Raw genomic sequence first — 26,856 nt, 5'->3', positions numbered from 1 at the left:
ACCCCCCGGCGGCGCTCGCGCGGCGCCGCGCCCGCCCGCTCATGCGGCCTCCGCCGCCCGGGCGGGAACCGGCCGGCGTGTCGCCGGCGTCCGCGCGTCCCCGTCCCCCGCTCATCCGGCCTCCTCGATACGGCCGACGGCCTTCTGGTACTCCGCCACCGCCACGGTGGAGCGGCGCAGGTCGCAGGGGGCCGTCCAGAGCAGGTCGCGGGCCGCGCCGTACAGCCCGGCGAGCGCCATGTCCTCGGCGTGGCCGAGCCGGGCCGCCTTGGCCTGGTAGGCGATCAGCCGTCCGCGCAGCTCGTCGCGGCGGCCGATGAGCCCTCCGATGGACCGGGCCGCCTCGTCCGCCTGCGCCAGCGCCTGCTCGACGCCGCGCTCCAGCTCGGCCAGGCGCTCGGCCAGCTCCAGCCAGCGGCCGTCGAGCGTGCCGAGCGCGGCCAGCCGGTCGCGCAGGGCGGGCGCCTGGCCGGGGAGATCGGGAAGGACGGGTGAGGCGATCTTGACGAGGACGCGGTCGCGGACCCGGCGGGCCTCCTCCTCGGCCTCGGCCACCTGGTCGATGCGCCCGGACAGACGGGCGGCGCGCTCGGCGTACTCCTGCCTGATCCGCCCGGCCTGCTCCAGGACGCCGCGGCGCGCGGCGACCGCCCGGGAGAGGGCCTCCAGCTCGCCGCCGAGCCCGCCGGAGCCGAGGGGGTCGGCGGTGACGGCGCGGCGCAGCCGTTCGGCCTCCCCGTCGAGGCGGTCGAGCTCGGGGTCGGACATGCCGAGGTCGGCGGCGAGGGCGCGCGCGGCGCGGCGGCCGGCGTCGGCCTCGTCGAGCGGCGGCAGCAGGGCGCTCCACGCGGCGTCGGCCGCGGCGACGGTCTCTGCGACCTCGCGGTACGCCTCGTCCATGCGGGCGAGGACCGTGTCGAGGGTGACCCACTCGCCGACGGGCCGCAGCAGGGAGCGCTTCTCGACGGGGACGTCGTCGGGCTTCAGCTCCACCGACGGCCCGGCGATCAGGTCGGTGAGCCGCCCGAGGTCGGGCCGGGAGGCGGCGCGCAGCTCCTGGGCGTGGTCGAGCACGCGCCGGTAGGCGTCGAAGAGCCACCACAGGGCGGCCAGCCTGGCCTGCGCCCGTTCCCAGCGGCGGCCGGTCTCGCCCGTGGGGGTCATGCCGGACAGGAGCCGGTGGGCCTGGTGGCCCTCGAGGTCGAGGAGGTCGCCCGAGATGCGGTCGCGTTCCTCCATGCGGCGGCGCAGGGCGTGGTCGATGCCCTCGAGGCTCATCGGCCCGGCGGCCCCACGCATGCCCAACCCCTCCACGCCTCCCCTGTGCGGACCAGACCGTCTACATACACATTCTTTCCACATTTCAGGGACTCGCGTGCCGCCCGGCGGGCCCGGTATGGCGGGTATTCGATCACATACCGATCACGCCCTCGTCACGGAACGAGTCGCCGGTGACGTCATCGCAGGTAGAGGGGGCTATGCGGCCGGATGGGCGGCGTAGGCGACGGCGGTCAGGGTGGCGCAGGCGGCGACGAGGAGGAGCACCCACGGGACCCCGGCGGGGCCCAGGAGCAGGGCCCCCAGGCAGGCGCCGAGTATCAGGCACAGCACCGACACGGCCCGGCGGGCCTCTCCCCGGGCCGCTCCCCCGGCCAGGGGCGACTCGGCGGCCAGGGACGCCAGGGTGCGCGTCATCACGGTGGTCGTCAGCTCCGGCACCTCCAGCAGCCGCACGGTGGCGTTGCGCGACCCCATCGCCGCCGCCAGCAGCGCGATCACCGCGTAGCGCTCCGGCGCGGTGGCGAGACCCGCCACGGCCGCGACCACCGCCGCCACGCCGAGCGCCGCGCCCTCGCCCGACGCCGCCACCACGAACCGGGCCCGGCGCGAGCGCAGGCGCAGGTGGACGCGGCCGGCGAGGACGGCCCCGGCGAGGAAGCAGCCCAGCGACACCAGCGAGGCGACGGCGGAGAACCCGGGGGCTCCGGCGGCGGCGAACCCGAGGACGAGCACGTTCCCGGTCATGTTCACGGTGAAGACGTGCCCCAGCGCGAGGTAGCTGACCGCGTCGATCGCGCCGCTCAGCACGGTCATGACCAGGAGCGCCGGGGGCAGCGGGTCGCGCCCGGCGCGTCGGAAGAGCGGCGTCATGACTTCTTCCTCCCCTATTCATCTGGGGGATATCGAGGACGCCGGCGGCGGCGAAGGATGAAAGGCGGGCGGGAAGGCCTGAGGCTCACCCGCGTGCCCGAAGGAGGGGCGATGATCGACATAGAGATCCCGCTGTGGGCCGCGCGGCTGCGGGCGTTGCGGCGGGGCAAGTTGTGGACCCGGCAGGATCTGGGCGAGAGGCTCACCGCCGCCGCGGACGAGGACACCCGCGACCGCCTGCCGTCCGGCGCCGATCTGGCCGAGACGGTCCGCCGGTGGGAGGCGGGCGAGCGGCGGCCCGACGAGCGGTGCTCGGAGCTGTTGTGCCGCGTCTTCGAGACGGGTGAGGCGGAGCTGTTCGGGGACACCGGCGAGCCGGCCGGCACGGCGCTGTGGCACCACGTGACGGGCGTGCCGCTGATCCCGGGCCGGTTCACCCCCGAGGAGGAGGAGAGCACCGGCCGGGCGATCGAGAACCCGGCGCGGGCCGACGAGCGGACCGTTGACTACTTCGGCGCCGTCCTCGACGCCTGCGGCCTGTCCGACCGTCCGCCGGCGCACCTGGTGCGCGCCCTGTCGCCGGTGTTCGAGGTCCTGCAGAGCTTCCGCGCCGACGCCCGGCCGGCCGTGCGCCGGGCGCTGGTCATGCTCTCCTCGGAGGACGCCGAGGCCATCAGCCGCATGGAGTACGAGTCGGGCGACCTGGATGAGGCGCTGCGCTGGTCGGACCGGGCCCGGCGGGAGGCGGAGCGGGCGCAGGAGGAGCGGCTGGTGGCGTACACCCTCGCCGGCCGGGCGGGCCTCACCGGGCCGGGCAGCGACCCGGAGGAGGTCGTCGAGATCGCGGTGGCCGCGCGCGAGCGGCCGGTGCGCGAGCACGCCGCGCCGTCCCCCCGGCTGGAGGCGATCACCCGGCTGCGGGAGGCGCAGGGCCACGCGCTGGCCGGCGAGGAGGACATGTGCCACCGCCGCCTGGAGGAGTCCGCCGAGCCGCCGGGGGCCGAGCCGGAGGAGGGCGGCAGGTGCGCCTTCGACTACTCCCCCTCCCTGCACGACGTGCTGGCCGCCGAATGCATGCTCGACCTCGGTCACCTGGAGGACGCGATCGAGATCCTGGAGCGCGAGCTGGGCGCGGCCCGGTGGGGCCGCGCCACGGCCTACGACCTCGCCCGCCTCGCCCACGCCTACGCCGACGCCCATGAGAGCGAGCGTTCGGCGCAGGTCGCGCGGCGGGCCCTCGGTCTGGCCAGGCAGACCGGCGCGGCGCGGGCCCTGCGCGAGCTCCGCCTCACGCGAAGCGGCCTGCTGTCGGGTCACCGCCCCCGCACTGTGATGGCGAGGGCGCCGTGGGGGCCGCGCTCGGTGGCCTGAGGCCGCCGGGGCGGTCTCAGGCCGGCGTGGTGGAGCTGCCGAGTTCCAGCGTGGACGGGAGCTCCGCGCGGCTGGTGATGTCCAGCTTGCGGTAGGTGCGGGTCAGGTGCTGCTCGACCGTGCTCACCGTGACGTACAGTTTGTCGGCGATCTCGCGGTTGGTGTACCCGGCGGCCGCCAGCACCGCGACCCGCCGTTCGGCGTCGCTGAGGACGGCGGTGACGTCGGCGGTGTCGGACGCGGCGGGTGGCGCGGCGGCGGTGTCGCTGTTGCGGCTGAGCGTGCGGGCGAGCGGTTCGGCGTGGCACTCCTGGGCGACCGCGCGGGCCCGCCCGCCGATCATCCCGGCGCGCCGGTACTCGCCGAGCGCGTGGAAGGCCTCGGTGAGGTCGACCAGCACGCGCGCCAGCTCGTACCGGTCGCCGCCCGCCTGCAGCAGGTCGCCGGCCTGGCGCAGCAGCATGGGACGGTGCCGGGGCTCGCTGATGGCGGCGAGCAGCCGCATGGCGATGCCGTGCACGCGCGGCGCGCCGTTCCCGCAGCGCCTGATCTGGTCCTCCACCAGCCGGCGGGCCTGGTCGGGCCTGCCCAGGCGCAGGCACGCCTCGGCGGCCTCGGTCCGCCACGGGATCAGCCACGGCACGTCGAGGTCCCAGCGTCCCATCAGCTCACCGCAGCGCTGGAAGTCCCGCAGGGCGAGCTGGGGGTGGTCGGTGGCCAGGCTGTAGCGGCCCCTGGCGTGCAGGTAGTGCAGGCCCCAGCGGGTCTGGAACATCGCCTCGGGCACGGGCTGGTCGAGCAGCTCGTTGACCGCGTCGTGGTTGCCCATCGCGGTGGAGGCGATCACCAGGCTCGACAGCGGTCCGCCGACGGCGACCCCCCAGCCGCTCAGCGGGATGGTGTCGAGCGCGAGGCGGCCGTGGAACTCGGCGCCGAGCATGTCGCCCTGGCGCAGCGCGATCTCCGCCCGGATGGCCGACAGCCGGGCCTTCCTGCTCGGCGCGTGCCGGGAGGAGGCCTCGTCGATGAACATGTCGCACCAGGGGGCCGCCTTGTCGGGCCGCCCGCCGTAGGTGAGCGCGAGCAGGGCGCTCTCGACGGTGTCCATCGACATCTCGTCGAGCCGGGCGGTGCGCAGGATCCGCTCGACGACCGTGACGATCTCCTCGCGCGGGCCGCGGGTCAGCACGGCGGCCAGAGTGATCGCCGACTCCAGGCGCCGGTAGGCGGCGACGGTGAGGATGGCGGCGCGTGACTGCTCGGCGGTGACCTGGGGCAGGTGGGCGAGGAACGGCGCGTACGAGCAGCGCAGCCACGGGCGGGTGACCACCAGCTCGGTGACGGTGTCGGCGTCCAGCTTGTCGGCGGGCTTGCCGAGGTGCTTGAGCACCTCCTGGGCCTCCTCGAACCTGCCGTGCCACAGCAGCGCCTTGGACAGCACGACGGCGTCGGCGCCGCGCAGGTGCCCGCGGTGCAGCGCGTCGGTCAGCTCGGGGAAGCGCCCGGCCGGCGTGCTGGGGTTGATGCGCCACTCCGCCCGCATGAGCGCGGTGGTGATCCTCACTCGCTGCTGCTCGTCGGGGCAGACCCTGCGGGCCAGGCGGAGGTACTCCACGGCGGGCTCGACCCGGCCCTCCCGCAGCGCGTGCCTGGCGGCCTCCTCCAGCACGTCGACGGCCCACGGCTCCTCGACGGGGCCGGCGTGCAGGAGGTGGTCGGCGATGACGCCGGCCTGGCCGCCGCCCTCGTAGGCCAGCAGGGCCGCGCGGCGGTGCAGTTCGGTGCGCTGATCGGCGTCCAGTTCGGCGAGCACGGCGGCGCGCGCGGCCTCGTGACGGAAGCGGCCCGCGGCGAGGACCCCGGCCGCTGCGAGGGACTGCAGTTCGCGGGAGACGTGCTCGGGGGTGACGCCGAGCAGCCGGTCGAGCGAGTCGGGACGGCCGAGCACCCCGAGCCCGCAGGCCACCCGCAGGACCTTGGGGTCGGCCCGGTACAGGCAGGACAGGACCGCCTGGCCGTACCCCTCGCCGGGGACGAGCTCGGACGGCGGCTCGCCCAGCGCCCGCATGGCCGTCTGGTAGTCCTCGACGAGCCCGCTGACGAGCAGCGGGTTGCCGCCGCTGTAGGAGTACCACTCGCCGGCGAACCGCTCGGCGGGCTCGTTGCCGAGCTGGGCGGCCACGACGCTCATCACGCCGGCCTGCGAGAGCGGGGAGAGCTGGACGCGGCGGCAGTGGGGCTGCCTGACCAGCTCGGTCAGGAACGACGCCTCGGCGTGACGGGCGTGCGTGGAGTGGCTGAACACCGCGACGATGGACGCGAACCGCACCCGCCGGGCGAGATAGGCCAGGCAGAGCAGGGAGGCGCGGTCGGCGTGGTGGACGTCGTCGACGACGATCATCAGGGGGTAGCGCTCGGAGAGCTCCAGGAGCACGGTGCACAGGGCGTGCACGATCTGGGCGTCGACCTGCCGCAGGGTGTCGGCGTCGGGGCCGGCCGAGATGGTGGTGCGGGCGCCTTCGCTGAGGAGCGCCATGGCGCGGTCGCGCTCCTCCATCACCAGCGGGGCGTCCTGGATCAGCTGGCCGAGGACGCCGAGCGGCAGGTCGCGCTCGGCGAGCGAGCCGGTGGCTGAGATGGGCAGGGCGCCGAGCTCGGCGGCCTGCTCGGCGAAGGAGTGCAGCAGCCTGCTCTTGCCGGTCGCGACGGGTCCGCTGACCAGGGCGACCCGGCCCTTGCCCATGATCGCGCTGGCTAGTAATCCCTCCAAGGAGGCCAACGCCTCATGCCGATCGATCAGGCTCATCACGAGCCTCCCTTTTTCCCGACGAAAAACCCATGCCGCCGCGGATCAGAAAAGCGGCCGATAGCCAGCCGAGGGGCACGGGCCCGATGAATCGGGTCCCGTCCACCGTTTTCTGAGCTGAGCTCGCCGCACGATCGTGGCGCCTTTCCCATTAGCCGGACTTGTCCGCTTTGACGATCGTCACGCTAATCCGCGCCACCTTCGGCTCTTTATCGCGCGGCTATCGCCGGCGTGCCGGACGGGCGGGGCGCGGGCACGCCGCACGTCGCCGTCGCGAGGTACACGCGGGTGACGGCGGCGCGCACGGCCGGCAGGCAGGCCGCCGCCGCGTCGGGCCCGGCGCCCGCCCCCCACGCCGTCTCGCCGTCCACGCGGCACTCGGCGTACACGACCACGCGCTCGTCCGCCTCGCGGCCGGCGGCCGCCGGGGCACCCGCGGCGTGGTGGACGGCCCGCACCTCCACCCCCCAGTCGGCGAGCGCGTCCGCCACTCCGCGCACCAGGGCGGCTCTGGCCTCGCCCAGGTCGAACGGCTCGCCGTCGACGTGGAGCTCGGCCGTGACCAGCCGCCCCGCGAACACCAGCGGGACGGGCAGGGCGGGGTACTCGAAGTACTCCCGGGCGAACAGGCCGCCGATCTCCTCCGGCGCGATCTCGCCGCCCTCGGCGTCCGCCCGCGCCTGCACCACGCGGGCGAACTCGGCCTGCATCGCGCGCGGCGGGTTCATGCCGTGCCGCGCGCTCAGGACGTACGCGACGCCGCCCTTGCCCGACTGGCTGGTGATGCGCACCACCGCCTCGTAGGCGCGTCCGACGTCGCGCGGGTCGATGGGGAGGTAGGGCACGTCCCAGGGGAGGCCGGTGGCCTCGGCTCCCGCCCGGTCGCGGGCGTCGAAGCCCTTCTTGATCGCGTCCTGGTGCGACCCGGAGAAGGCGGTGTGGACGAGGTCGCCGCCGTAGGGGTGGCGGGGGTGGACGGCGATGCCGTTGCAGCGCTCGACGGTCCGGCGGACGGCGTCGAGGTCGGAGAAGTCGACTCCGGGGTCCACCCCGTGGGTGAGCAGGTTGAGCCCGAGGGTGACCAGGCAGACGTTGCCGGCCCGCTCCCCGTTGCCGAACAGGCAGCCCTCGACGCGCTCGGCCCCGGCCAGCAGCGCGAGCTCGGCCGCCGCGACGCCCGTCCCCCGGTCGTTGTGGGGGTGGACGGAAAGGCAGAGGTGCTCCCGGCGCGAGAGGTTGCGGTCCAGCCACTCGATCTGGTCGGCGAAGACGTTCGGCAGCGCCCGCTCGACGGTGGTCGGGAAGTTGAGGATGATCTCGCGCCCGGCCTCCGGCTGCCAGACGTCCATCACCGCCTCGCAGACCTCCAGCGAGAAGTCGAGCTCGGTCTCGTTGAACAGCTCCGGGGAGTACTGGAAACCGAGATCGCAGTCACCGAGCAGTTTGTCTGCATATTTCATGACAAGGTGCGCGCCCTGCACCGCCAGGTCCTTGCACTCGTCCCGGCTCGTCCCGAACACCAGCCGCCGGAACAGCGGGGAGGTCGCGTTGTAGAGGTGGATCGTGGCACGCGGGGCGCCCTCGAGGCTCTCCACCGTGCGCCTGATCAGCTCGTCGCGGGCCTGGACGAGAACGGAGACGCGCACGTCGTCGGGGATCAGGTCGCGCTCGACGAGCGTGCGCACGAACGTGAAGTCGTCCTGGCTGGCGACCGGGAAGCCGACCTCGATCTCCCGGTACCCCATGCGCACCAGCAGCTCGAACATCTCCAGCTTGCGGTCGGGGCTCATCGGCCGGGCGAGGGACTGGTTGCCGTCGCGCAGGTCGGTGGACAGCCAGCGCGGCGACGCCGTGACGGCGTTGTCGGGCCAGCGCCGGCCGGCGAGGGTGACGGGCGCGGGCGGGCGGTACCGGGAGGCCGGCGAGCCGGCGGCGGTGTGGGGGCCCCGCGGCGCGGGGTTCGCGGTTCTCACTGTCGGTTCCCTTCTGTGCCCGGCCGGCGGGACACCTCCCGCGGGCCGGGGTACGGACCGGGCGTCCCCACTCCGCCTGTTCTCCGCGCGTCGCCCTCATCGATCCGGGCCGTACACGCATACAGCGTCCGGCCAGGGAATGTCCGGGCCGGCTCGTGCGGAGAACAGGCGTACCCAGTCCTGCGGATCATGAGATCCGGAAATGGGTCGAATAGGAGTACGGGGAGAGCATTACCTGGATCTGATAGGCGTCGGTCTCGTCCTGCATCCGAAAAGTGACGATTATCTCGGGATAGGCGGCGGTCAGGCCCAGACCGACGAAGTAGTAGTCACTGTCGAAAACGATCCGATATAGACCGCGTTCAAGCTTCTTGTCCCGCCACTCGCTGATCCGGCCCTCGCTGTCGGTCTCCGCGTCGGCGAGATCCTGCCATCCGCCGATGCCGTCGCGTTCCAGGCGCGCCCGCACACCCGCGGCCGATCGGCCGTAAACGCCGTCAAGTGCCTGCGCCGTAATGCTCATCTCGTTGAAACCCATCTGCCGGGCCCGCCGTAACGGACAGCTCCACGCATCCCTGTGAACGAACGCGCCGGTCGCCTCCGCCCTCCCCGCGCGACGCGCACGCGGTCCGGCGTCCTTCCGTCCCTGCACCGACGCGTACGGGACCGGGGCAAGGGTGCCGACGCACGCCCGGTCCCGGCTTGCGCGCCAGAGTGCCGGACCCCGCTATCGATCCGCTTTCGCACGCCTATCGCCGGCCGTCCCGCGGCCCTGACGGAAGCACGTCTTCGCAGGTCAGACCGCTTTTCACCGAGTATGGCGCGCGGAGGCGAACCCTTCACCGCTGGAATATCGACAAGTGAGCAAATGCCAGGGAATAGCGGGATGAGCTGGGAAGATGGCAGGCCAGAAGAGATCCGATAAGGAGTGAATGGCGGCGCTTTCTACGTTGACGGTGCTTCAGCCGATCGGCCGAAGAAAGCCCCGACGCAAGAAGAGGTCGAGAAATGATCGCTCCCGCCGCCAGCAGCGTCTTCCGGGCCGTCCTCCGCGCCGCCACCGACATCGCGGCCCCCCGCGCGGGACGGTCGGCGGGCACGCCGTGGGGCTGACGGCCGGCCGATAGCGCACCCTCGGCGAAAGCCGCCATCCCGGAGAACGGCACCCGTCCCGGCGGAAACCTCTCTCGTCCCTCGCGCCGCCGGAAAGCCCGACCCGGCCGCCCTCCGACCCGAAAGCCGGTCCTCCGGCCGGAAAGCCTCCTCGCCCTCCCGCCCGAAAGCCGAGCCCTCGCCGTCCCGTGAGCGGAAAGCCGCCGCCCCCTGCCGCCGGTCCCGCTCGTTCCTCTCCCGCTCCCGCTAATACCGCAGAACATCTCTCGCCGAACTACGCCAAAAGCGACATATCACCAATCAGGCAGCCCGGCCGCCATCACCAGAGGTCACAGGCGATTGACTATGCCGGTCACAGGAAGTATTCGTAGACTCTATATAGCTCGGAACCACTTATAGTAGTACTATCCAGACATAAGTGACATCGCTATATGTGACCGGGCTGCGGCCGAAAGTACACGCGGGCGGTCGTGTGTCATGGTACAGCGGAATGCCATACGGGGCGGATCTCTCCTGGAACCGCGCATCTGTTGCCTCTCGCATCGGAGGATTGAGCAAACTTCCGGACGGCCCGCGAGCTTTTTGCGAGGAGAAGCAGGTGGAATTCGGAATTCTGGGGTCCCTTGAGGCGTCCGCCGGCAATCATCGGCTCGACCTCGGCGGAATCAGGCAGCAGATCGTGCTCGCGGTCCTTCTCCTCGACGCCAACAGGGTCGTCACCATCGGCAGGCTCATGGAGGCGATCTACGGCGACGAGCCGCCCACCACGGCACGCGCCCAGGTTCAGATCTGCATTTCCTCGCTGCGGCGCCTGTTCGCCGCCAACGGAAGTCCCGACATGATCTCCACCCAGTCGCTGGGTTATTCCATCAGGGTGGCGGCCGGCCAGATCGACGCCCAGCGGTTCGAAAGTCTCGTGCAGCGGGCCCGCACCGCGCGCGAGGCCCGCAACGTCAACGAGGCGATACGGCACTATCGCGAGGCGCTGGCCCTGTGGCGGGGGCCGGCCCTGGACGGCATCGACAGCAGGCTCGTGCAGGCGGCGGCGAGCAGGCTCACCGAGGACCGCATCACCGCCAACGAGGACTGCATCCAGCTGGAACTCGACCTCGGCCGGCACCACGAGCTGGTCGGCGAGCTCACCGAGCTGACCGAGGAGTACCCGCTGCGCGAACGGCTGCGCGGCCAGCTGATGACCGCCCTGTACCGCTCGGGCAGGCAGGCGGAGGCGCTGCAGGTGTACCGCAACGCCCGCCGTACCATGATCGAGGAGCTCGGCATCGAGCCCAACGAGCGGCTCCAGCAGCTCGAGCACGCGATCCTGACCTCCGACGAGAGCCTCGACCCGCCCGCGCCGCCCGGCAAGGTGGAGATCCCGGCCCCGGTCAGCGTGCCGAGCGTGCCCGGGATGCTGCCCACCGACATCGCCGACTTCACCGGCCGCACCAAGCAGATCGAGGACATCCGGCAGCGGCTGATGCTGGTCACCGAGGACCACTCCCGGTTCGCCGTGCCCGTCATCGTGATCGTCGGCAAGCCCGGCATCGGCAAGACGGCCATCGCCGTCCACGCCTCCCACACCGTGGCCGACCGCTTCCCCCACGGGCAGCTCTTCGCCGACCTGCACGGCGGGGCGCCCCGCCCCGCCAGCACCATGCAGGTGCTGGAGCGCTTCTTACGCGTGCTCGGCGTGTCCGGAACCGCGATACCGGACGATCTGGAGGAGCGCGCGGAGATGTACCGCGCCCTGCTGGCCGACCGGCGGATCCTGATCGTCCTCGACGACGCGGGCAGCGAGAGCCAGGTGCTCCCCCTGCTGCCCGGCAATCCCGCCTCCGCCGTCGTCATCACCAGCCGCAGCCGCCTGGCCGGGCTCGCCGGGGCCGTCCACGTCGATGTGGACGTTCTGGACTCCGACCAGTCGGTCAACCTGTTGTCCCGCATCGCCGGCATCGAACGGGTGCAGTCGGAGATCGAGGCCGCCGAGGCGCTCGCGGAGCTGTGCGGGCACCTGCCGCTGGCCCTGCGCATCGCGGGCGCGCGGCTGTCGGCCCGCCCGCACTGGAGCGTCGAGCAGCTGGTCAGCCGCCTGGAGGACGAGACGCGCCGGCTGGACGAGCTCAAGCACGGCGAGATGGGCATCCGGGCGAGCATCTCGCTGACCTACGACAGCGTCGGTGAGGACGCGCGCCGGCTGTTCCGCCGCCTGACGCTCCTCGACTCCCAGATCTTCTCCGGCTGGGTGAGCGCCGCCCTGCTCGACCAGCCTCTCGCCGACGCCGAGGACCTGCTGGACGACCTCGCCGACGCGCAGCTCATCGAGACCACCGGCCCCGGGCACGGCGTGCACAGCCAGTACCGCTTCCACGACCTGATCCGCGTGTTCGCGCGCGAACGCCTCGCCGCCGAGGAGTCCCCCGCCGAGCGCAACGCCGCGCTCAGGCGTGTCCTCGGCGGGCTGCTGTTCCTCGCCGAGGCGGCGCACCGCCGGGAGTACGGCGGCGACTACGTGCAGATCCACAGCGAGGCCGAGCGCTGGCCGCTCCCGGGCCGGCTGGTCGACCAGCTCGTCGCCTCGCCCCTGCAGTGGTACGAGCGGGAGCGCATCATGCTCGTGTCCGGCATCCGCCAGGCCGCGCAGGCGGGCTTCGTCGACCTGTGCTGGGATCTGGCGATCAGCTCGGTGACGTTGTTCGAGTCGCGTGTGTACCTCGACGACTGGCGCGAGACGCACCAGATCGCGCTGACCGCCGCCCGGCAGGCCCAGGACAAACGCGGGCAGGCCGCGATGCTGTACTCCCGGGGCACGCTGTACACCACCGAACAGCGGTACGGCGACGCGCGGTGCGACTTCGAGGCGGCGGTCCAGCTGTTCGGCGAGGTCGGAGACAGCCAGGGCGAGGGGCTCGTCATCAAGATCATGGGGTTCCTGGACCGTCTCAGCGGCCACTTCTCCGACGCGGAGGCGCACTACAAACGGGCGCTGCAGATCTTCCGAGATACCGGCGACCAGGTGGCGTCGGCGTACGTGCTGCACAACCTGGCCCAGCTCCGCCTGGAGTTCGACGATCTGCCGGGCGCGCAGCGGCTCCTGACGGAGGCGCTGGAGCTGAGCCACAGGAGCGGCTCCCGGCGGGTGGAGGCGCAGGTGCTGCACCGGATCGGCCACACCTACCTGCAGTCGGACCAGCCCGCCCTGGCGGCGGAGGTGTTCGACGAGGCGCTGACCGTCGTCAGGAACAGCGGCGATCCGACCGGCGAGGCCTACACACTGCACGGTCTCGGCATCGCCCGGCTCCGGCGAGGGGAGCTGGACGAGGCCGACAGCGCGCTGCGGGGGGCCCTGCTGCTGGCGAGCACCTCCAGCGAGCAACTGGTGGAGGCGCGGGTGCAGCTCGGGCTCGGCGAGCTCGCCCTGGCCAAGCAGGACTCCCTCGAGGGGGTGATCCACTTCGAGCAGGCGCTGTCGCTGTTCCGCCAGATGCACATGCCGCTCCACGAGGCACGCACCCTGATCATGCTCGCCGAGTCCCATCGAGCGGCCGGGGACGAGGCGGCCGCCCAGGACGCGATCTCCCACGCGGTCGCCCTGACCGACAAGATGGACGCCCCCGTGGCCCAGCAGCTCAAGAGCCAGCTCACCGATCTGCTCGACGCCCCGGCGTGGAAGGATCTGCCGTCCGCGTAGGGGCCGGGCTCAGCATCGCCGTCGCAGGACACCGGGCCCGGCACCGCGGGGAGGGAGGCGCCGGGCATCCCGATGGCATGACCAAGCCCTCGGGAGGTTATGTCACTCTTTGACGCACTCGGCGGTTGGGAACGGTCTCGATGACGCGGCATGCCGACCACATCGGCCCTGGAAACGATCTTGAGGCGATCACCTCCGCGCTGCTGACGGCCTCACGGGTGCTGGTCGCCGTCTCGGCGCGTTCGCTGGCCTCGGTGGAGGACAAGGTGACCCTGCCGCAGTTCCGCATGCTCATGGTCATCGGCCGGGGCGAGACCAATCTGGTCGCGCTGGCCGAGCGGCTGGGCGTCAATCCCTCCACCGCCATGCGGATGGTCGACCGCCTGGCCGCCGCGGAGCTCGTGAGCCGGGTCGTCAACCCCCACAACCGGCGTGAGAGCCTGCTGCGGCTGACCGGTCAGGGGCTGCGCATCACCGAGGAGGTGATGGCCCGGCGCAGGAACGAGATCGCCGGCATAGTCGCCCGCATCCCGGTCTCGCAGCGGCAGGCCCTGATCACCGCCATGCAGGCGTTCAGCGAGGCGGGCGGCGAGGCCTCCGCGCGGACGCCCTTCCCGCTGGGCTGGCCCGAACCCTGAGGTCACCGCCACCCTCCCCGGACCGGCCGTACCGCGTCCCCCCGACAGCACCCCCAGCATGGCGTGTCGCCGACGCCGAGGTCGTGCCGGAGCTCGTCATACCCGTCGCCGTATGGTTCAGCCTCCGGCGCAGGTCGCCGGAGACTGTTCCGGACACCGCCTTTCCCAAACTATTGCACTGTGCCGGAATCAGCCTGACTTATAGAGGGAAGGGGGAAATTGTCCAATTCTCTGGATGAGAAAGGTGGTGAACGAGATGGCTACTCGCTCGCCGATGGACCTTGAGCGGCACCCGGACATCGCCGCGATGCGCGCCCACTACGACCTGGCGGCCGAGATGCCGGTCGCGCGGGTCGTCAGTGGCCTGACATTCCTAAGCGGCCTGTATCTGGCCATCTCGCCGTGGGTCGTCGGTTTCTTCGGGCGTACGACGCTGACCGTCAACAACTTGGTCCTCGGGGTCGCCCTGGCGCTTCTCGCCGCCGGGTTCGCATCCGCGTTCGGCCGCACCCACGGCTTCAGCTGGGTGACGCCGATCATCGGGGTCTGGACGATCGTCGCGCCCTGGGTGCTGCCGGAACATGGAGCGACCACTGCGCAGACCGTCAGCAACGCCACAATCGGCGCCATCATCACCGTGTGCGGTCTGGCCGGCCTCGGGGTCGGCCTCCTGTCGCCCTATCGGCGTTGATCCCGTCCTCCGGCGTGGGCCGTGCCCCGGCCCGCGCCGGAGTACGTTCACCGCCCTTCGGATCCGGGACGCAGCCGGTTGAGGCGGAGGGCGAGCTGGATCTCCAGGGCCCGTTCCGGGGACTGCCAGCCTTCGCCCAGGAGCCTGCCCACACGGTCCAGGCGCTGGGTGACGGTGTTGACGTGGATGTGCAGGCGCTCGGCGGTTCGCGACAGATTGGAGCCGGTGCCGAAGTACGCCTCCAGCGTCTGCACGAGCGCGGTGCCGCGCCGCCGGTCGTACCCCAGGACGGGGCCGAGGACCGAGTCGAGGAAGCCCTCGACGTCCCGGTCGCGGCCGATGAGCAGGCCGACGAAGCCGAGCTCGCCGGAGCCGGCCCCCTCCCCGGCGCGTCCGAGCGCGACCAGGGCATCGGCGCAGCGCCGCGCCTCGGCGTAGGCCCCGGCGACGGTGGCCGGGCCCTGGACGGGACCCGCCGCGCCCGCCGTGACCGGCGCTCCCAGCGACGCCCCGAGCTCCCTGGCGACCCGCTGGGCGGCGGCGCCCGGGTCGGCGCCGGGCAGGAGCAGGATCGTCTCCTCGCCCCGCGCCGCCACCAGGCCGTGCCGGGCGGCCGCGTCGGAGGACGCCCAGAACGCCGCGCGCCCGTTCACGGAGCCGGCGTCGGGCGACTCCCACGTGGCCGCCCGGCCGTGCGCCGGGAAGTCGGGGCGTCCCCGCCGGGCCGGATCCCCGTGCTTGGCCACCACGAGGACGTGCGGGGCGTCGAGGTCCACCCCGAGGAGGCGTGCCCGGCCGTACAGGGCGTCGGAGTCGACGGCCCTGCCGGTGAGCAGGTCGTCCAGCAGTTCCCCGCGCACCCTCCCCTCGGCGGCGGCGGCCGTGCGGCGGAAGAGCAGGAGCAGCGCGGTGACCACGGCGGCGCGCTCCAGGATGCGCTGGTCGGTGCCGGAGGCGCCGTCGGGCGCGCGTTCCGGCGCCCGGTGGTCGGCGGCCCCCTCGCCGGGATGGCGCCCGCCGTCGGCCGCGGCACCGGTGCGGTGGACGAGGGTGCCGAGGATCTCCGGGCCGGAGGCCACCGAGGTCACCCACAGGTCACCGCGCCGCACGGTACGGCCGAGCCCCCGGGACGCCGCGGCGGCCCCGGCCACCTCCGCCTCGTCGAGGTCGCCGGCGTTGCCGACGGCGGCCAGGCGGCGGCCGCCGGCGTCCAGGACGATGAGGGCGCCGCCGAGGATGTCGGTGACGACGGCCGCGACGTCCTCCACACCGCCGCCCCGGACGACGAGCTCGGTCATCCGGTCGTGGGCCTGGGCGGCGCGCTCGACGGCGGCGCTGCGCGCCTGCATGAGCCGGTTGGCCGAGCTCAGCTCGCCGAGCGCCGTCCGGGTCTCCTCCAGCAGCCGCGCGTTGTCCAGGGCGACGGCGGCGTGCGCGGCGAGGGAGCCGAGCAGCGCGATCTCCTCCTGGGCGAACGGCCGGGCGCCGCGGTTGGCCGCGAACAGCACGCCGATGATCTCGGCGCCCAGGCGCATCGGCACGCCGAGGATGGCGACCAGGGCCTCCTCCTGCACGGCGACGTCGATGTGCCTCTGGTGGCGGAACCGCTCGTCGGCGAAGTAGTCGGCGCTGGCGTAGGGGGTGCCTGTCTGGGCGACGAGCCCGCCCAGCCCCGCGCCCATGGGGAGCCGGAGGGTGCGGAAGGCCGCCGACACCGAGCCGTCGGTGACCCGCATGTAGGTGTCGCCCCGCTCGGCGTCGTGCAGGGTCATGTAGGAGACGTCGGCGTTGAGCAGCCTGCGTGCCCGCCGGACGATGGCCTCCAGCACGGCGTTCACGTCGCGCAGCCCGGCGAGGTCGCCGGCGGTCTCGAACAGCGCCGACAGCTCCGCCTCGCGGCGGGCCCGCCGTTCGAGCAGGGCGCGCACGCGCAGCGCGGCGAGCTTGGCGCGGTCGAGCTCGGCGAGGACCTCGGGCGGCGCGCCCGCCGCGCGGGCCTCGACCAGCGGCGCCTCGAACTCCACGGCCGGGGCCTCCCTGGCGAGGAGTTCGAGAAAGGCGGTGCAGGACATGGGGTTCATTGTCCCCTTGATCACGTTCGCCCCCGAATGCCGTCCCTTCGGTGCGCTCAGTGCGCCGTCCAGCCGCCGTCCATGACGAGGGACGTCCCGGTGATCATGGAGGCCTGCGGCGAGCAGAGATAGGCCACCGCCTCGGCGACCTCGTCCGGTTCGATCAGGCGCCGGACGGCGGCCGGGGCCAGCATCACCTGCTCGACCACCTCCTCCGGCGAGAGGCCGTGGAGGCGGGCCTGGTCGGCGATCTGCTCCTCGACCAGGGGGGTGCGCACGTAGGCGGGGTTGACGCAGTTGGACGTCACCCCGTGCCCGGCCCCCTCCAGGGCGATCACCTTGGAGAGCCCCTCCAGGGCGTGCTTGGCGGTGACGTAGGCGACCTTGTACGGCGAGGCGCGCAGGCCGTGCACCGAGGAGATGTTGACCACCCGCCCCCAGCCCCGCTCGTACATGCCGGGCAGCGCCCGCCGGGCCAGGCGGAACGGCGTCTCCACCATGATCTTCATGATCGCGGAGAAGACCTCGGGAGGGAACTCGGTGATCGGCGCGACGTGCTGGAACCCCGCGTTGTTGACCAGGATGTCCACCTCGCCGCAGTCGAGGGCGTCCACGGCGGCCAGATCGGTCAGGTCGGCGGCCAGGGCGGTGCCGCCGATCTCGCCGGCGACCTCCCGCGCCGCCTCCTCGCGGACGTCGAGGACCACGACCCGGGCCCCCGCGCCGGCGAGCCGCCGGGCGCAGGCCCTGCCGATGCCGCTCGCCGCGCCCGTCACCAGTGCACGCCGGCCGGTCAGATCCACCTCGGCAACCTTCCCTGGGATCACGCTCGTCGAACTCACAGCCATCTCCTCCCCCGCTATACCGGCGAGCCGACACCGGAGGACGGGGCCGGCGCGCCGTCCTCCGCCGGGGCCGCCCCCCGGCCACCGGGGCGCACCCGCAGCAGGTCGCGGGCGGTGCCCCAGACTCCCCTCCGGAACACGAGCACGATGACCACGAAGATCGCGCCCGTGACGATGCCGATGCCCTCGAAACCGGTGGTGACGAGGTAATCGTTGAGCTCGACGACCAGGGCCGCGCCGACGGCGCCGCCCCACAGGGTGCCGATGCCGCCGAGGACGACCATCATCACGACCTGCCCGGAGGTGGTCCAGTAGACGTTCTCCAGCGAGGCGAACCCGTGGCCGATCGCGAACAGCCCGCCGGCCAGCCCGGACAGCGCGGCCGACAGGACGAACGCGGCCAGCTTGTAGCGCTCGACCGGGTACCCGAGCGCCCGCGCCCGCGCCGGGTTGTCCCTGATGGCGACCAGGACCCGCCCGAACGGCGAGCGGACGATCCGCCACACCACCGCGAACCCGGCCAGCACCAGGGGCAGCCCGGCGTAGTAGAAGAAGAACGCGTCCGACAGGTCGAGCCCGAACAGCTCCCGGGGCACGCCCTGCAGGCCGTTCTCGCCTCCGGTCAGGTCGCGCCACTGGTTGACCACGAAGTAGACCATCTGGGCGAAGGCCAGGGTGACCATCGCGAAGTAGATGCCGCGCAGCCGCACCGACAGGTAGCCGATGGGCAGCGCGAGCACCGCGGCGAAGAGCGCGCCACCGAGCACCGCGACCGGGAACGGCAGGCCCGCCCTCATCGCGAGCAGCCCCGCGACGTACGAGGCGCCGCCCCAGAAGGCCGCGTGCCCGAACGACAGCAGCCCCGTGAAGCCGAGCAGCAGGTCGAGCGCGGCGGCGAACAACGCCCAGCAGGCGATGTCGAGCGCGACCGGCGGGTAGATCATCCAGGGCAGCGCCAGGGCGGCGAACAGCCCGGCGACGAGCAGGACCGGGCGCGCGGCCAGCCGGGAAAGGATCACGACAGCGACTCCTCGCGTCCGAACAGCCCCGCCGGCCGCCACAGCAGCACGGCGGCCATCAGGATGAACACCAGCGTCTGCGACAGGGCGGGCACGTACAGGTTGCCGAGGGCCGACACGATCCCGATGCCGAACCCCGCCGCCACCGAGCCGAAGATCGACCCCAGCCCGCCGATGACCACGACGGCGAACACCGTGATGATCAGGTCGGCGCCCATCAGCGGGTTCACCGCGCGCATCGGGGCCGCCAGCACTCCGGCGAGCCCGGCGAGCGCGATGCCGAAGCCGAACACCGGGGTCACCCAGCGGCCGACGTCGATGCCGAGCGCGCGGGTCAGCTCGGGCCGCTCGGTCGCGGCCCGGACGATCACCCCGACGCGGGTGCGGGTCAGCACCAGCCACACCACCGCGCAGACGACCAGCGAGAACACCAGCACGAACACCTGGTAGGCCGGGTAGCCGAACAGGCCGAGGTCGACCGTGCCGGACAGCAGGGCCGGGCGGGGGTAGGGCTGGGACTGCACGCCGTACTCCCGCTTGACGAGGTCCTGCAGGACCAGCGCGAGCCCGAAGGTGAACAGGAAGTTGTACAGCGGGTCCAGCGGGGCGAGCCTGCGGACGAACAGCCGCTCCAGCAGGGCGCCCACCAGGCCGAGCACGACGGGCACCGCGACCAGCGCGACCCAGAAGTTCACGCCGAACGAGTCCAGCAGCACATAGGAGCCGAACGCGCCGAGCATGTAGAACGCGCCGTGGGCGAAGTTGACCACGCCCAGCATGCCGAAGATGACGGCGAGCCCGAGGGCGAGCAGGGCGTAGAAGGCGCCGCCCACCAGGCCGTTGAACGCCTGTTGCAGCACGGGGGTCTCCGGAGGGGGATCAGAGCTTGCAGGCGGGATCGGCGGGCTGGAAGGCCTGGTCGGCCGGGATCGTCTTCAGCACCTTCTCGTAGTCCCAGGGCTCCTTCACCTCGCTCGACGGCTTGACCTGGGCGAGCCAGACGTCGTGGAGCAGCAGGTGGTCCTGCGCCCGGATGGTGGCGTTGTGCGCGAAGGCGTCCTGGAACTTGTAGCCCTCGAGCTGCTTGACCACGGCGTCGGCGTCGTCGGTGCCCGCGCGCTGCACGGCCTCCAGGTACTGCGCGGCGGCCGAGTAGTTGGCGGCGTGCGGGAAGGTCGGCCGCTTGCCGGTCTTGGCCTGGAACTTGTCGGCCCAGGCGCGGTTCTCGGGCGTGGCGTTCCAGTACCAGGCGTCGGTGAACTTGGTGCCGGCGAGGGCGTCGGAGCCGAGCGAGTGGATGTCGGTGATGAACATGAGCCCGACCGCCAGGCCGATGCCCTTGTCGCGAAGCTTGTACTCGTTGTACTGCTTCACGAGGTTCACCAGGTCGCCGCCCGCCTGCATGGTGCCGAGCACCTCGGGCTTGGGGCTGAGGCCGGGGGCCTTGAGCAGGAACGTCGAGAAGTTGTCGTTGGGGAACGGCGCCGGGTCGCTCTGGATCACCTTGCCGCCCGCGCCGGTCACCGCCGTGGTGAAGCTCTTCTGCATGTCCTGCCCGAAGGCGTAGTCGGGGTAGACGATGTACCAGTTCTTCGCGCCGTCCTTGGTCACCGTGTCGCCGGTGCCGTGGGCGAGCATGTAGGTGTTGTAGCCGTAGTGGAAGGTGTACTTGTTGCACTGCGCGCCGTCGAGCGCGGTGGTGGCGGCGCCGATGTCCATGAAGAGCCTCTTCTTGGCCTTGGCGACGCCCGCGACGGCGAGCGCCGCCGCCGAGGAGGGCACGTCGAGGACGATGTCGGCGTGCTGCCGGTCGTACAGTTCCTGAGCCTTGGAGTTGGCGACCTCCGGCTTGTTCTGGTGGTCGGCGGACACCACCTCGATGTCCTTGACGACCGCCTTGTCGCCGTACTTCGCCTTGTAGTCGTCGACGGCCATCCTCACGGCCTCGACGCTGTTCTTGCCGGACAGGTCGGCGTAGATCGCCGACTGGTCGTTCAGGACGGCGAGCACGACCTTGCCATCACTGATCTTCTGCCCGCTCCCCCCGCCGCCGGGCCCACCGGCGCATCCGGCCACCGTCGCTCCCGCGGCCACCAGAGCGGCCGCTCGCCCAAAAGCCTTCATCCAACGCTCCTTGCTGGGGGGTCTCAGATACCGAGGTACTCGAGGAGTTCGTGTTCGCGGCCGCGCATCTCGTCGTTGTCCAGGGACTCGACGATCCGGCCCTCGGCGAGCAGGTAGTGGCGGTCGGCGACGGTCGCGGCGAAGTGGACGTTCTGCTCGATCAGCAGCACCGTCGTCCCCTGGCGCTTCACCTCGCGGAGGATCTCGCCGATCTGCTGGACGATCAGCGGGGACAGGCCCTCGGTCGGCTCGTCGCACAGCAGCAGCCGGGCGCCCATCCGCAGCACGCGGGCCAGGGCCAGCATCTGCTGCTCGCCGCCCGACAGCTTCGTGCCGGGGAACGAGCGCCGCTCCCGCAGCCGCGGGAAGGTCTCGTACACCCGCGACAGCGGCCAGGGGTCCGGGCCCGCGACGGGCGGCAGCGTCAGGTTCTCCTCCACGGTGAGCGTGGAGTAGATGCCGCGGTCGTCGGGGACGTAGCCGAGGCCCCGCCGCACCCTCCGGTGGGCGGGCAGCTTGGTGATGTCGGCGCCGAGCAGCGAGATCTCGCCCCTGTAGCGGCCCTGGAGTCCCATCAGGCAGCGCAGCAGGGTCGTCTTCCCGGCGCCGTTGCGTCCGACGAGCGTGACGATCTCTCCCTGGCCGACGTCGAGGGACACCTCCCGCAGGACCTGCGCCTCGCCGTACCAGGCGGACAGGCCGCGCACGCCGAGGACCGGAGCCGTGTCGATCAGGGGGTCAGTGGCCGGCATGGGCGTCTCCGAGGTAGGCGCTGACGACGCGGGGGTCGTGGCGGATCTCGGCGTACGGGCCCTCGGCGAGCACGCGGCCGCTCTGCAGGACCGTCACCCGGTCCGCCAGGGTGGACACGACGTTCATGTTGTGCTCGACCATCACGACGGTGCGGCCGGCGCGGATCTTCTTGACCAGCTCGACGGTCCGGTCGACGTCCTCCACGCCCATGCCGGCCGTCGGCTCGTCGAGCAGCAGCACCTTGGGGTCCAGCGCGAGGGCGAGGGCGAGTTCCAGGGCGCGCTTGTGGCCGTAGGCGAGGACGCCCGCCGGAGTGCCCGCGTGCGCGCCGAGGCCGACGTGCTCCAGCAGCTCCAGCGCCCGGTCGCGGAACCGGTCGAGCAGCCGCTCCGAGCGCCAGAACCGCCAGGTCAGCCGGGTGGCGCCGGCGAGGGCCAGCTCGAGGTGCTCGCGCGGGGACATCTGCGGGAACAGGCTGGTGATCTGGAACGACCGGGCCACCCCCAGGCGGGCGACCCGCTCGGGGCTCAGGCCGGCCAGGTCGCGGGAGCCGAACATGATGCTGCCCGCGCTCGGCGCGAGGAAGCCGGTCAGCAGGTTGAACAGCGTCGTCTTGCCCGCGCCGTTAGGGCCGACCAGGGCGTGGACGCTGCCTTCGGCCACGTCGAGGTCGACGCCGTCGACGGCGCGGAACCCCCGGAACTCCTTGGCCAGTCCCCGGGCGCGCAGCACCGGACCGTCCATCCCGCCTCCTCTCCCGCGAAGGTTTCCTTCAGGTCTCCGCCGCGTCGCCGGGCGAAGTCGCTGTGACGCGGAACACTAGGCGAGCCGTCAGGGCCGTTCCATGTGGCCCTGACACACATTCGCCGGGGCACGGGCGGAGGGTCTCCACATCTTCCGCAGGTCGGAGCGGGGTCCACGCCCGCGGGCCGCCGGTTGTGTGGCCCGGCCACGTACGACCGGACGCGCCGGGGCGGGCTTCGGCGGAGCGCCCCGGACGTCCCCGCGGGCACGGCGCGCCCGCCATGGTGTCCGGGGAGGACATATCGGCGGGACGAATTGTGGGCGCCGGGAACGTGGCCCAGCTCACAGCCGGTGAGCACCATTGCGGCATTCACCGCGTCGCCCGTCATCCCTGAGGAGTCCCCATGCGATCCATCCGACGACGCCCGGGCCGGCTGCCGGGCCTGGCCGCGGCCGTCCTGGCCGGCACGTCACTGCTCGGGCCCGTGCCCGCCGCGCAGGCGGCCCCCGCCCCCTGCCCCGGTCTCGATCGGATCAGGGTGCCCGGGGCGGAGAAGCAGATCGCCGCGTGCCTGGACGACCTCACCACGGCCGGGACCGTCGCCTCCGGGCACTCGGTGGCCGCCGACTTCGCCGGGCTCACCTCCGCCGGCGCGAAGAACCCCACCGGCGTACCGGGCGCGCAGCTCGACGGCTACTTCCCCGACACCTCGACGTTCAACACCGCCCATGGCTGGAACCACGACAGCCAGTTCGTGATCCGGCTTCCCGAGCACTGGAACGGCGGCCTGGTGGTCGCGGGGACGCCGGGGGTCAGGCGGCAGTACGCCAACGACTACGCGATCTCCGACTGGGTCCTGGCGCGCGGCTACGCGTACGCGGCGACCGACAAGGGCAACAGCGGCGCGCAGTTCTACAAGGACGGCGTCAGGCCGGGGGACGCGCTGGTGGAGTGGAACGAGCGCGTCACCCAGCTCACCCGCGCCGCCAAGGCCGTGGTCGCCCAGCGCTACGGCCGCCCGCCCCGCCGGACCTACGCCGCGGGCATCTCCAACGGCGGCTACCTGGTGCGCTGGCAGCTGGAGAACCACCCCGAGCTGTACAGCGGCGGCGTCGACTGGGAGGGCACCCTGTGGCGCGAGGACGGCCCGAACCTGCTGACGTCACTGCCGGCGACGCTGCGGGAGTACCCGAAGTACGCCGCCACCGGCGACGCCGCCGCGCACGACGCGATCATCGCGGCGGGCTTCGCCCCCGGCTCCGAACCGCTGTGGGACTACCACTACAAGGTGTACTGGGACCTCACCCAGCGGATCTACCGCGAGGAGCTCGACCCGTCCTACGACGGGGCGGCCGAGGCCGGCACACCGTTCTGCGCGCCGGGGACCCCGGCCTGCGACGCCGACTACGACTACGCCGCCCGCCCGAAGGCGGTGCACGACGCCGTCGGCCGGATCGCCCTCACCGGGCGCATCGGCCGGCCGCTGATCACCCTGCACGGCACGCTGGACACGCTGCTGCCCATCGGCGAGGACTCCGACGTGTACGACAAGCTGATCCGCTCACGGGGGCGCGACCGGCTGCACCGGTACTACCGCGTCGAGGGCGGCAACCACGTCGACGGCCTCTACGACGCCCACCCGGACCTGCTGCGCCCGATCCTTCCCTGCTTCCGCAGCGCCTTCACCGCCCTGGAGTCCTGGACCACCCGGGGTGAGGCCCCGCCCGCCGACGCCACCCTCCCCCGTCCCGCCACCGGCGACCTCGCCAACACCTGCTCCCTGCCCACCGGCTGAGCCGGCCACGGGCGAGGCGGCCGGGCCTGCGAGCGGGGTGCGGTCAGATCGGTTCGCCCTGCCGCAGCAGATCCGCCAGCTCGGTACGGGAGGCGATACCCAGTTTGGGGAAGGCGCGGTAGAGGTGGTAGCCGACGGTGCGCGGGCTGAGGAAGAGCTGGGCGGCGATCTCCCGGTTGGACGATCCCCGCGCGGCGAGGAACACCACGTGCCGCTCCTGCGGCGTCAGCCCGCGCAGCGCTTCCGGCAGCGGCTCACCCGGGCTCGCCTCCCCTGCCGCGCTCAGTTCGGTCGCGGCGCGCTCCGCCCAGGGGGTCGCGCCCAGTTGCTCGAACGCGGCACGCGCGGCCCGCAGGTGGGCGCGGGCATCGGACCTGCGCCTGGTACGGCGGAGCCACTGCCCGTAGGCGAGCTCGGTCCTGGCCCGCTGGAAGGTCGCCGGGGAGGGGCCGTGCAGGTCGAGCGCGCCGGTGAACAGCGCCTCCGCCTCGCCGTTCGCCGCGACCAGCGCCCGGCACCGCAGCGTCACCGCGCGCACCCAGGGCCGGCGCGTGTCCTCCGCCCACCGCTCCAGCAGGGCGAGCGGCTCGACGGCGGCGCCGGGCAGGTCCGCCTGGACGGCCGCGTCGACCAGGTCGGCCGCGCAGTAGACCGCGATCACCGGGTGGTGCGCGGGGCCGGCGACGACGCGCTCGAGGTGGTCCATGGCGGCGGCCGCCCGGCCCCGCCCCCGCTCCAGCTCCAGCAGGCCGAGCGCCCAGGTGGCCAGCGCCGCGCTGGCCGCCGCGTCCTGGCCGGCGCATCCGGCCAGGCTCGACTGCGCGTGGGCCCGGCAGCGCTCCTCGTCGCCGCTCATCGCCGCGATCAGCGCGACAAGGCCGCTCAGGTGCCCGACGCGGTGGGCCTGGCCAAGGTCACCCGCGAGCTTCAGCCCTTCGGTGGCCCGCCTGAGCGCTTCCGCGCTGCGGCCGCCCAGCAGGAGGGCCTGGGCCCGGAGCTGCAGGGCGTACGGCAGGAGTCCCATCAGGTCCCGGTGGCGGCAGCCGGCCACCAAGGAGGAGGTCAGGCGCAGCGCCGCGTCGGCGTCGGCGGCCACCAGGCCCAGCGAGATGGCGGTGATGGCTTGCCGGGTGGCCAGGGACGGTGTGTGCTCGACCAGCTCGCCGATGGCGGCGAAGCCGCTGAACGGGCCACCGGCCATGATCTTCGCCAGCGTGGGCAGCGACCGGGCCAGCGGAGCCGGCCACGTGACCTGGCCCCCTGGCCCCGCCCCCCGCGAGGGAACGGCGCACCCTCCGGCGCCGCCTGCCGAGGGTCCGGCGGACCCCCCGGCTCCACCTGGGGCGAGAGAACGCGCGAAGCCTCCGGCGCCGGCTGCGAAAGTACCGGTGAACCCTCCGGCGCCGGCCGGACGGCGGCGGCGATCTGAGCGGCGAGCCCCTTGTCGCCGCTGTAGCCGGACAGGCGGACCGCGTCGGCGATCATCGCGATGGCGGTGGCGGGGTCGTCCTCCCCTATCCCGGCCGCCGAGTCCAGCAGCATCCGCGCGGCCCTGGCCGGCGAGCCGACCTCGGACTCCACGGTGGCCAGCACGCGGGCGGCCGAGGCCAGGGTCGCGGGTTCCGCGCTCAGCTCCGTGGCGCGGACCGCCAGGTCCGCCGCCCGGCGCAGCTGGCCGGCGTCGGATGCGGCGAGCGCGGCGGCGGCGTAGCGCCGGGCCCGGGGTTCGGGGGCGGCGGTCAGCTCGGCAGCGCGTTCCAGCGCCGACGCCGTCGCGATGGCCTCCAGCTCGCGCGCGATCTCCTCGTCCGGCGCCAGTGCGGCGGCGGCGAGATGCCAGGCCCGCCGCTCGGGCGACGCCTCGGCCAGGGCCCGGTGCGCGGCGGCACGGGCGAAGACCGGCGCGGACTGGTAGGCGGCGACGAGGACCAGCAAGTGCCGGGGGATGAGCCCGGCGGGCCGCACCTCGACCAGCTGTGCGGTCTCGGCGGGCTCCAGATCGGCCAGCGTCGCCCCGCCGGCGGCGAGAGGCCGGGAGGCCGGGACCGACCCGGCGACGGGAAGCTCCGGCCAACAGACCGGGACCGACCCGGCGGCGGGAAGCGCCGGGCGAGAGGCCGGGATCGACCCGGCGGCGGTGAGAAGTTCGGGCAGGGAGGCCGCCGGGTCGGCGGCGGCCAGCAGGAGGAGGACGCGGGTCCGCTCGGGCAGCGAGCGTAAGCGCTCGCCGTACAGCTGGTCGGCCCGCCGCGACCGTGCGCGCCAGCCGGTGTAGAGGCCCAGAGGCGACAGCCTGCCCTCGGCCTGCGCGGGGCCGGCCCCCGCGGCCAGCTCGCGCAGCGCCAGCGGATTGCCGCAGGCGTCGCCGACGATCCGCTCACGCACCTGCGGGACGATCCCCGGCCCGCACTCGGCGACGATGTCCAGCGCCGCCTGCCTGTCGACACCCGGCAGATCCATCTCGTCGCCCCCCTGCAGGGCGGGAAGTTCGCCCTCGGCGGCCGAGAGGATCACCACGCGGGCGGCGGCGAGGCGGCGGACGCAGAAGGACAGGACGGCCGAGCTCTCCCGGTCCAGCCAGTGCGCGTCGTCGATCAGGCAGAGCACGGGCCGCCTCCCTGCCAGGTGGCGCAGGAGGTCCCAGACGGGCAGGTGCGGCGAGGGCGGCCGGGCGGGTTCGCCGGACGCGCGGTCGCCGGGCACCGGGGCCGGTGGGCCGTCCGGCTGCTCGCCCAGGTGGCCGAGGACGTCGCGCTGCGGGGCGGGCAGGTGCCTCCAGTGCGGGCGGGTGGTGGCCAGCAGCATGTGCAGGCCGCTGTACGGGAGGTGGGTCTCGTCCGGGACGCCGCAGGCGCGGAGCACGATTCGATCACCCGCGATCTCGGCCGCGAAGTCGAGCAACGCGCTCTTGCCCGCCCCGGCTTCCCCGCGTACCACCAGGGCGCCGCTCTCACCAGCGAGAAGTCGTGTGATCCTTGCCTGCTCCGCGATGCGTCCGTGCAGCACGAGGCGACAGTACCTGACTCGTAGTGGATCTCATACCTATCCGGGAGCCGCCGGACGCCCATGATC

General features: G+C 73.0%; 19 protein-coding genes. 5 read left to right on the top strand and 14 right to left on the bottom strand.

From position 1 onward, the window contains the following. Positions 1 to 111 precede the first annotated feature (111 nt). Both KIK05_RS44520 and KIK05_RS44515 read right to left on the bottom strand, forming a co-directional pair. Positions 112 to 1,299, bottom strand: a complete 1,188-nt coding sequence (locus tag KIK05_RS44520) for a hypothetical protein (RefSeq protein WP_250564493.1) — start codon at positions 1,297 to 1,299, stop codon at positions 112 to 114. A gap of 177 nt (positions 1,300 to 1,476) precedes the next feature. Continuing rightward, positions 1,477 to 2,151, bottom strand: coding sequence for a YoaK family protein (locus tag KIK05_RS44515; protein WP_214416980.1), 675 nt, complete (start codon positions 2,149 to 2,151; stop codon positions 1,477 to 1,479). A gap of 111 nt (positions 2,152 to 2,262) precedes the next feature. On the opposite strand from KIK05_RS44515, the gene KIK05_RS44510 reads away from it, so the two are divergent. Further along, positions 2,263 to 3,522 carry an NsdA family TPR-like regulatory protein gene (locus tag KIK05_RS44510; RefSeq protein WP_214416979.1) on the top strand — a complete coding sequence of 420 codons (1,260 nt, stop codon included), beginning with the start codon at positions 2,263 to 2,265 and terminating at the stop codon, positions 3,520 to 3,522. Positions 3,523 to 3,538: 16 nt separating this feature from the next. On the opposite strand, the gene KIK05_RS44505 is transcribed toward KIK05_RS44510, so the two are convergent. The 3 genes from KIK05_RS44505 to KIK05_RS44495 all read right to left on the bottom strand — a co-directional run bounded on the left by KIK05_RS44505 (position 3,539) and on the right by KIK05_RS44495 (position 8,839). After that, on the bottom strand, positions 3,539 to 6,328 hold the full coding sequence (locus KIK05_RS44505; protein WP_214416978.1) for a helix-turn-helix transcriptional regulator: 2,790 nt from the start codon (positions 6,326 to 6,328) through the stop codon (positions 3,539 to 3,541). 209 nt (positions 6,329 to 6,537) lie between these two features. Continuing rightward, a complete protein-coding gene (locus KIK05_RS44500) occupies positions 6,538 to 8,301 on the bottom strand; it encodes a 2-isopropylmalate synthase (RefSeq protein WP_214416977.1) in 1,764 nt (587 codons plus the stop codon). A gap of 187 nt (positions 8,302 to 8,488) precedes the next feature. Next, positions 8,489 to 8,839 (bottom strand): hydroxyisourate hydrolase, encoded by a 351-nt coding sequence (locus tag KIK05_RS44495; protein WP_214416976.1) that lies wholly within the window; start codon positions 8,837 to 8,839, stop codon positions 8,489 to 8,491. A gap of 1,173 nt (positions 8,840 to 10,012) precedes the next feature. Here KIK05_RS44495 and KIK05_RS44490 point away from each other — a divergent pair. The 3 genes from KIK05_RS44490 to KIK05_RS44480 all read left to right on the top strand — a co-directional run bounded on the left by KIK05_RS44490 (position 10,013) and on the right by KIK05_RS44480 (position 14,431). Beyond that, positions 10,013 to 13,102 carry an AfsR/SARP family transcriptional regulator gene (locus tag KIK05_RS44490; RefSeq protein ID WP_214416975.1) on the top strand — a complete coding sequence of 1,030 codons (3,090 nt, stop codon included), beginning with the start codon at positions 10,013 to 10,015 and terminating at the stop codon, positions 13,100 to 13,102. A 140-nt stretch (positions 13,103 to 13,242) separates the two neighbouring features. Next, positions 13,243 to 13,740, top strand: coding sequence for a MarR family winged helix-turn-helix transcriptional regulator (locus tag KIK05_RS44485; protein ID WP_214416974.1), 498 nt, complete (start codon positions 13,243 to 13,245; stop codon positions 13,738 to 13,740). 235 nt (positions 13,741 to 13,975) lie between these two features. Further along, a complete protein-coding gene (locus KIK05_RS44480) occupies positions 13,976 to 14,431 on the top strand; it encodes an SPW repeat protein (RefSeq protein ID WP_214416973.1) in 456 nt (151 codons plus the stop codon). A gap of 47 nt (positions 14,432 to 14,478) precedes the next feature. On the opposite strand, the gene KIK05_RS44475 is transcribed toward KIK05_RS44480, so the two are convergent. From KIK05_RS44475 to KIK05_RS44445, 7 genes are read right to left on the bottom strand one after another with little or no spacing between them, the layout of a single operon-like run. Then, positions 14,479 to 16,503, bottom strand: a complete 2,025-nt coding sequence (locus tag KIK05_RS44475) for a helix-turn-helix domain-containing protein (protein WP_250564492.1) — start codon at positions 16,501 to 16,503, stop codon at positions 14,479 to 14,481. Positions 16,504 to 16,559: 56 nt separating this feature from the next. Continuing rightward, positions 16,560 to 17,351 (bottom strand): 3-hydroxybutyrate dehydrogenase, encoded by a 792-nt coding sequence (locus KIK05_RS44470; RefSeq protein WP_214416971.1) that lies wholly within the window; start codon positions 17,349 to 17,351, stop codon positions 16,560 to 16,562. Positions 17,352 to 17,362: 11 nt separating this feature from the next. After that, entirely contained in the window at positions 17,363 to 18,367 is a 1,005-nt protein-coding gene (locus tag KIK05_RS44465) for a branched-chain amino acid ABC transporter permease (RefSeq protein ID WP_214416970.1), read from the bottom strand. Then, the gene (locus tag KIK05_RS44460; protein WP_214416969.1) at positions 18,364 to 19,227 is read right to left on the bottom strand and encodes a branched-chain amino acid ABC transporter permease; all 864 of its coding nucleotides are present in this window, start codon (positions 19,225 to 19,227) and stop codon (positions 18,364 to 18,366) included. The genes KIK05_RS44465 and KIK05_RS44460 overlap by 4 nt, the downstream gene beginning before the upstream one ends. A gap of 19 nt (positions 19,228 to 19,246) precedes the next feature. Continuing rightward, the gene (locus tag KIK05_RS44455) at positions 19,247 to 20,491 is read right to left on the bottom strand and encodes an ABC transporter substrate-binding protein (RefSeq protein WP_214416968.1); all 1,245 of its coding nucleotides are present in this window, start codon (positions 20,489 to 20,491) and stop codon (positions 19,247 to 19,249) included. Positions 20,492 to 20,514: 23 nt separating this feature from the next. Then, positions 20,515 to 21,243: an ABC transporter ATP-binding protein gene (locus tag KIK05_RS44450; protein ID WP_214416967.1), complete on the bottom strand. Its 729-nt coding sequence runs from the start codon at positions 21,241 to 21,243 to the stop codon at positions 20,515 to 20,517. Next, positions 21,230 to 21,988 (bottom strand): ABC transporter ATP-binding protein, encoded by a 759-nt coding sequence (locus tag KIK05_RS44445; protein WP_214416982.1) that lies wholly within the window; start codon positions 21,986 to 21,988, stop codon positions 21,230 to 21,232. The genes KIK05_RS44450 and KIK05_RS44445 overlap by 14 nt, the downstream gene beginning before the upstream one ends. Positions 21,989 to 22,392: 404 nt before the next feature. Here KIK05_RS44445 and KIK05_RS44440 point away from each other — a divergent pair, with 404 nt between their 5' ends. Then, the gene (locus tag KIK05_RS44440) at positions 22,393 to 23,784 is read left to right on the top strand and encodes a tannase/feruloyl esterase family alpha/beta hydrolase (RefSeq protein ID WP_214416966.1); all 1,392 of its coding nucleotides are present in this window, start codon (positions 22,393 to 22,395) and stop codon (positions 23,782 to 23,784) included. Between the two features lie 43 nt (positions 23,785 to 23,827). Here KIK05_RS44440 and KIK05_RS48620 read toward each other — a convergent pair whose 3' ends face one another. Both KIK05_RS48620 and KIK05_RS48615 read right to left on the bottom strand, forming a co-directional pair. Then, positions 23,828 to 24,490: a helix-turn-helix transcriptional regulator gene (locus tag KIK05_RS48620; RefSeq protein WP_284681627.1), complete on the bottom strand. Its 663-nt coding sequence runs from the start codon at positions 24,488 to 24,490 to the stop codon at positions 23,828 to 23,830. 356 nt (positions 24,491 to 24,846) lie between these two features. Beyond that, a complete protein-coding gene (locus KIK05_RS48615) occupies positions 24,847 to 26,790 on the bottom strand; it encodes an ATP-binding protein (protein WP_214416965.1) in 1,944 nt (647 codons plus the stop codon). Between the last annotated feature and the right edge of the window lie 66 nt (positions 26,791 to 26,856).

Source organism: Sphaerisporangium fuscum (assembly GCF_018531465.1).
In the GTDB taxonomy this organism is placed as follows: Bacteria; Actinomycetota; Actinomycetes; order Streptosporangiales; family Streptosporangiaceae; genus Sphaerisporangium; species Sphaerisporangium fuscum.
The sequence above is the reverse complement of the archived record's forward strand: the minus strand, read 5'-3'. Positions and strand labels throughout refer to the sequence as shown.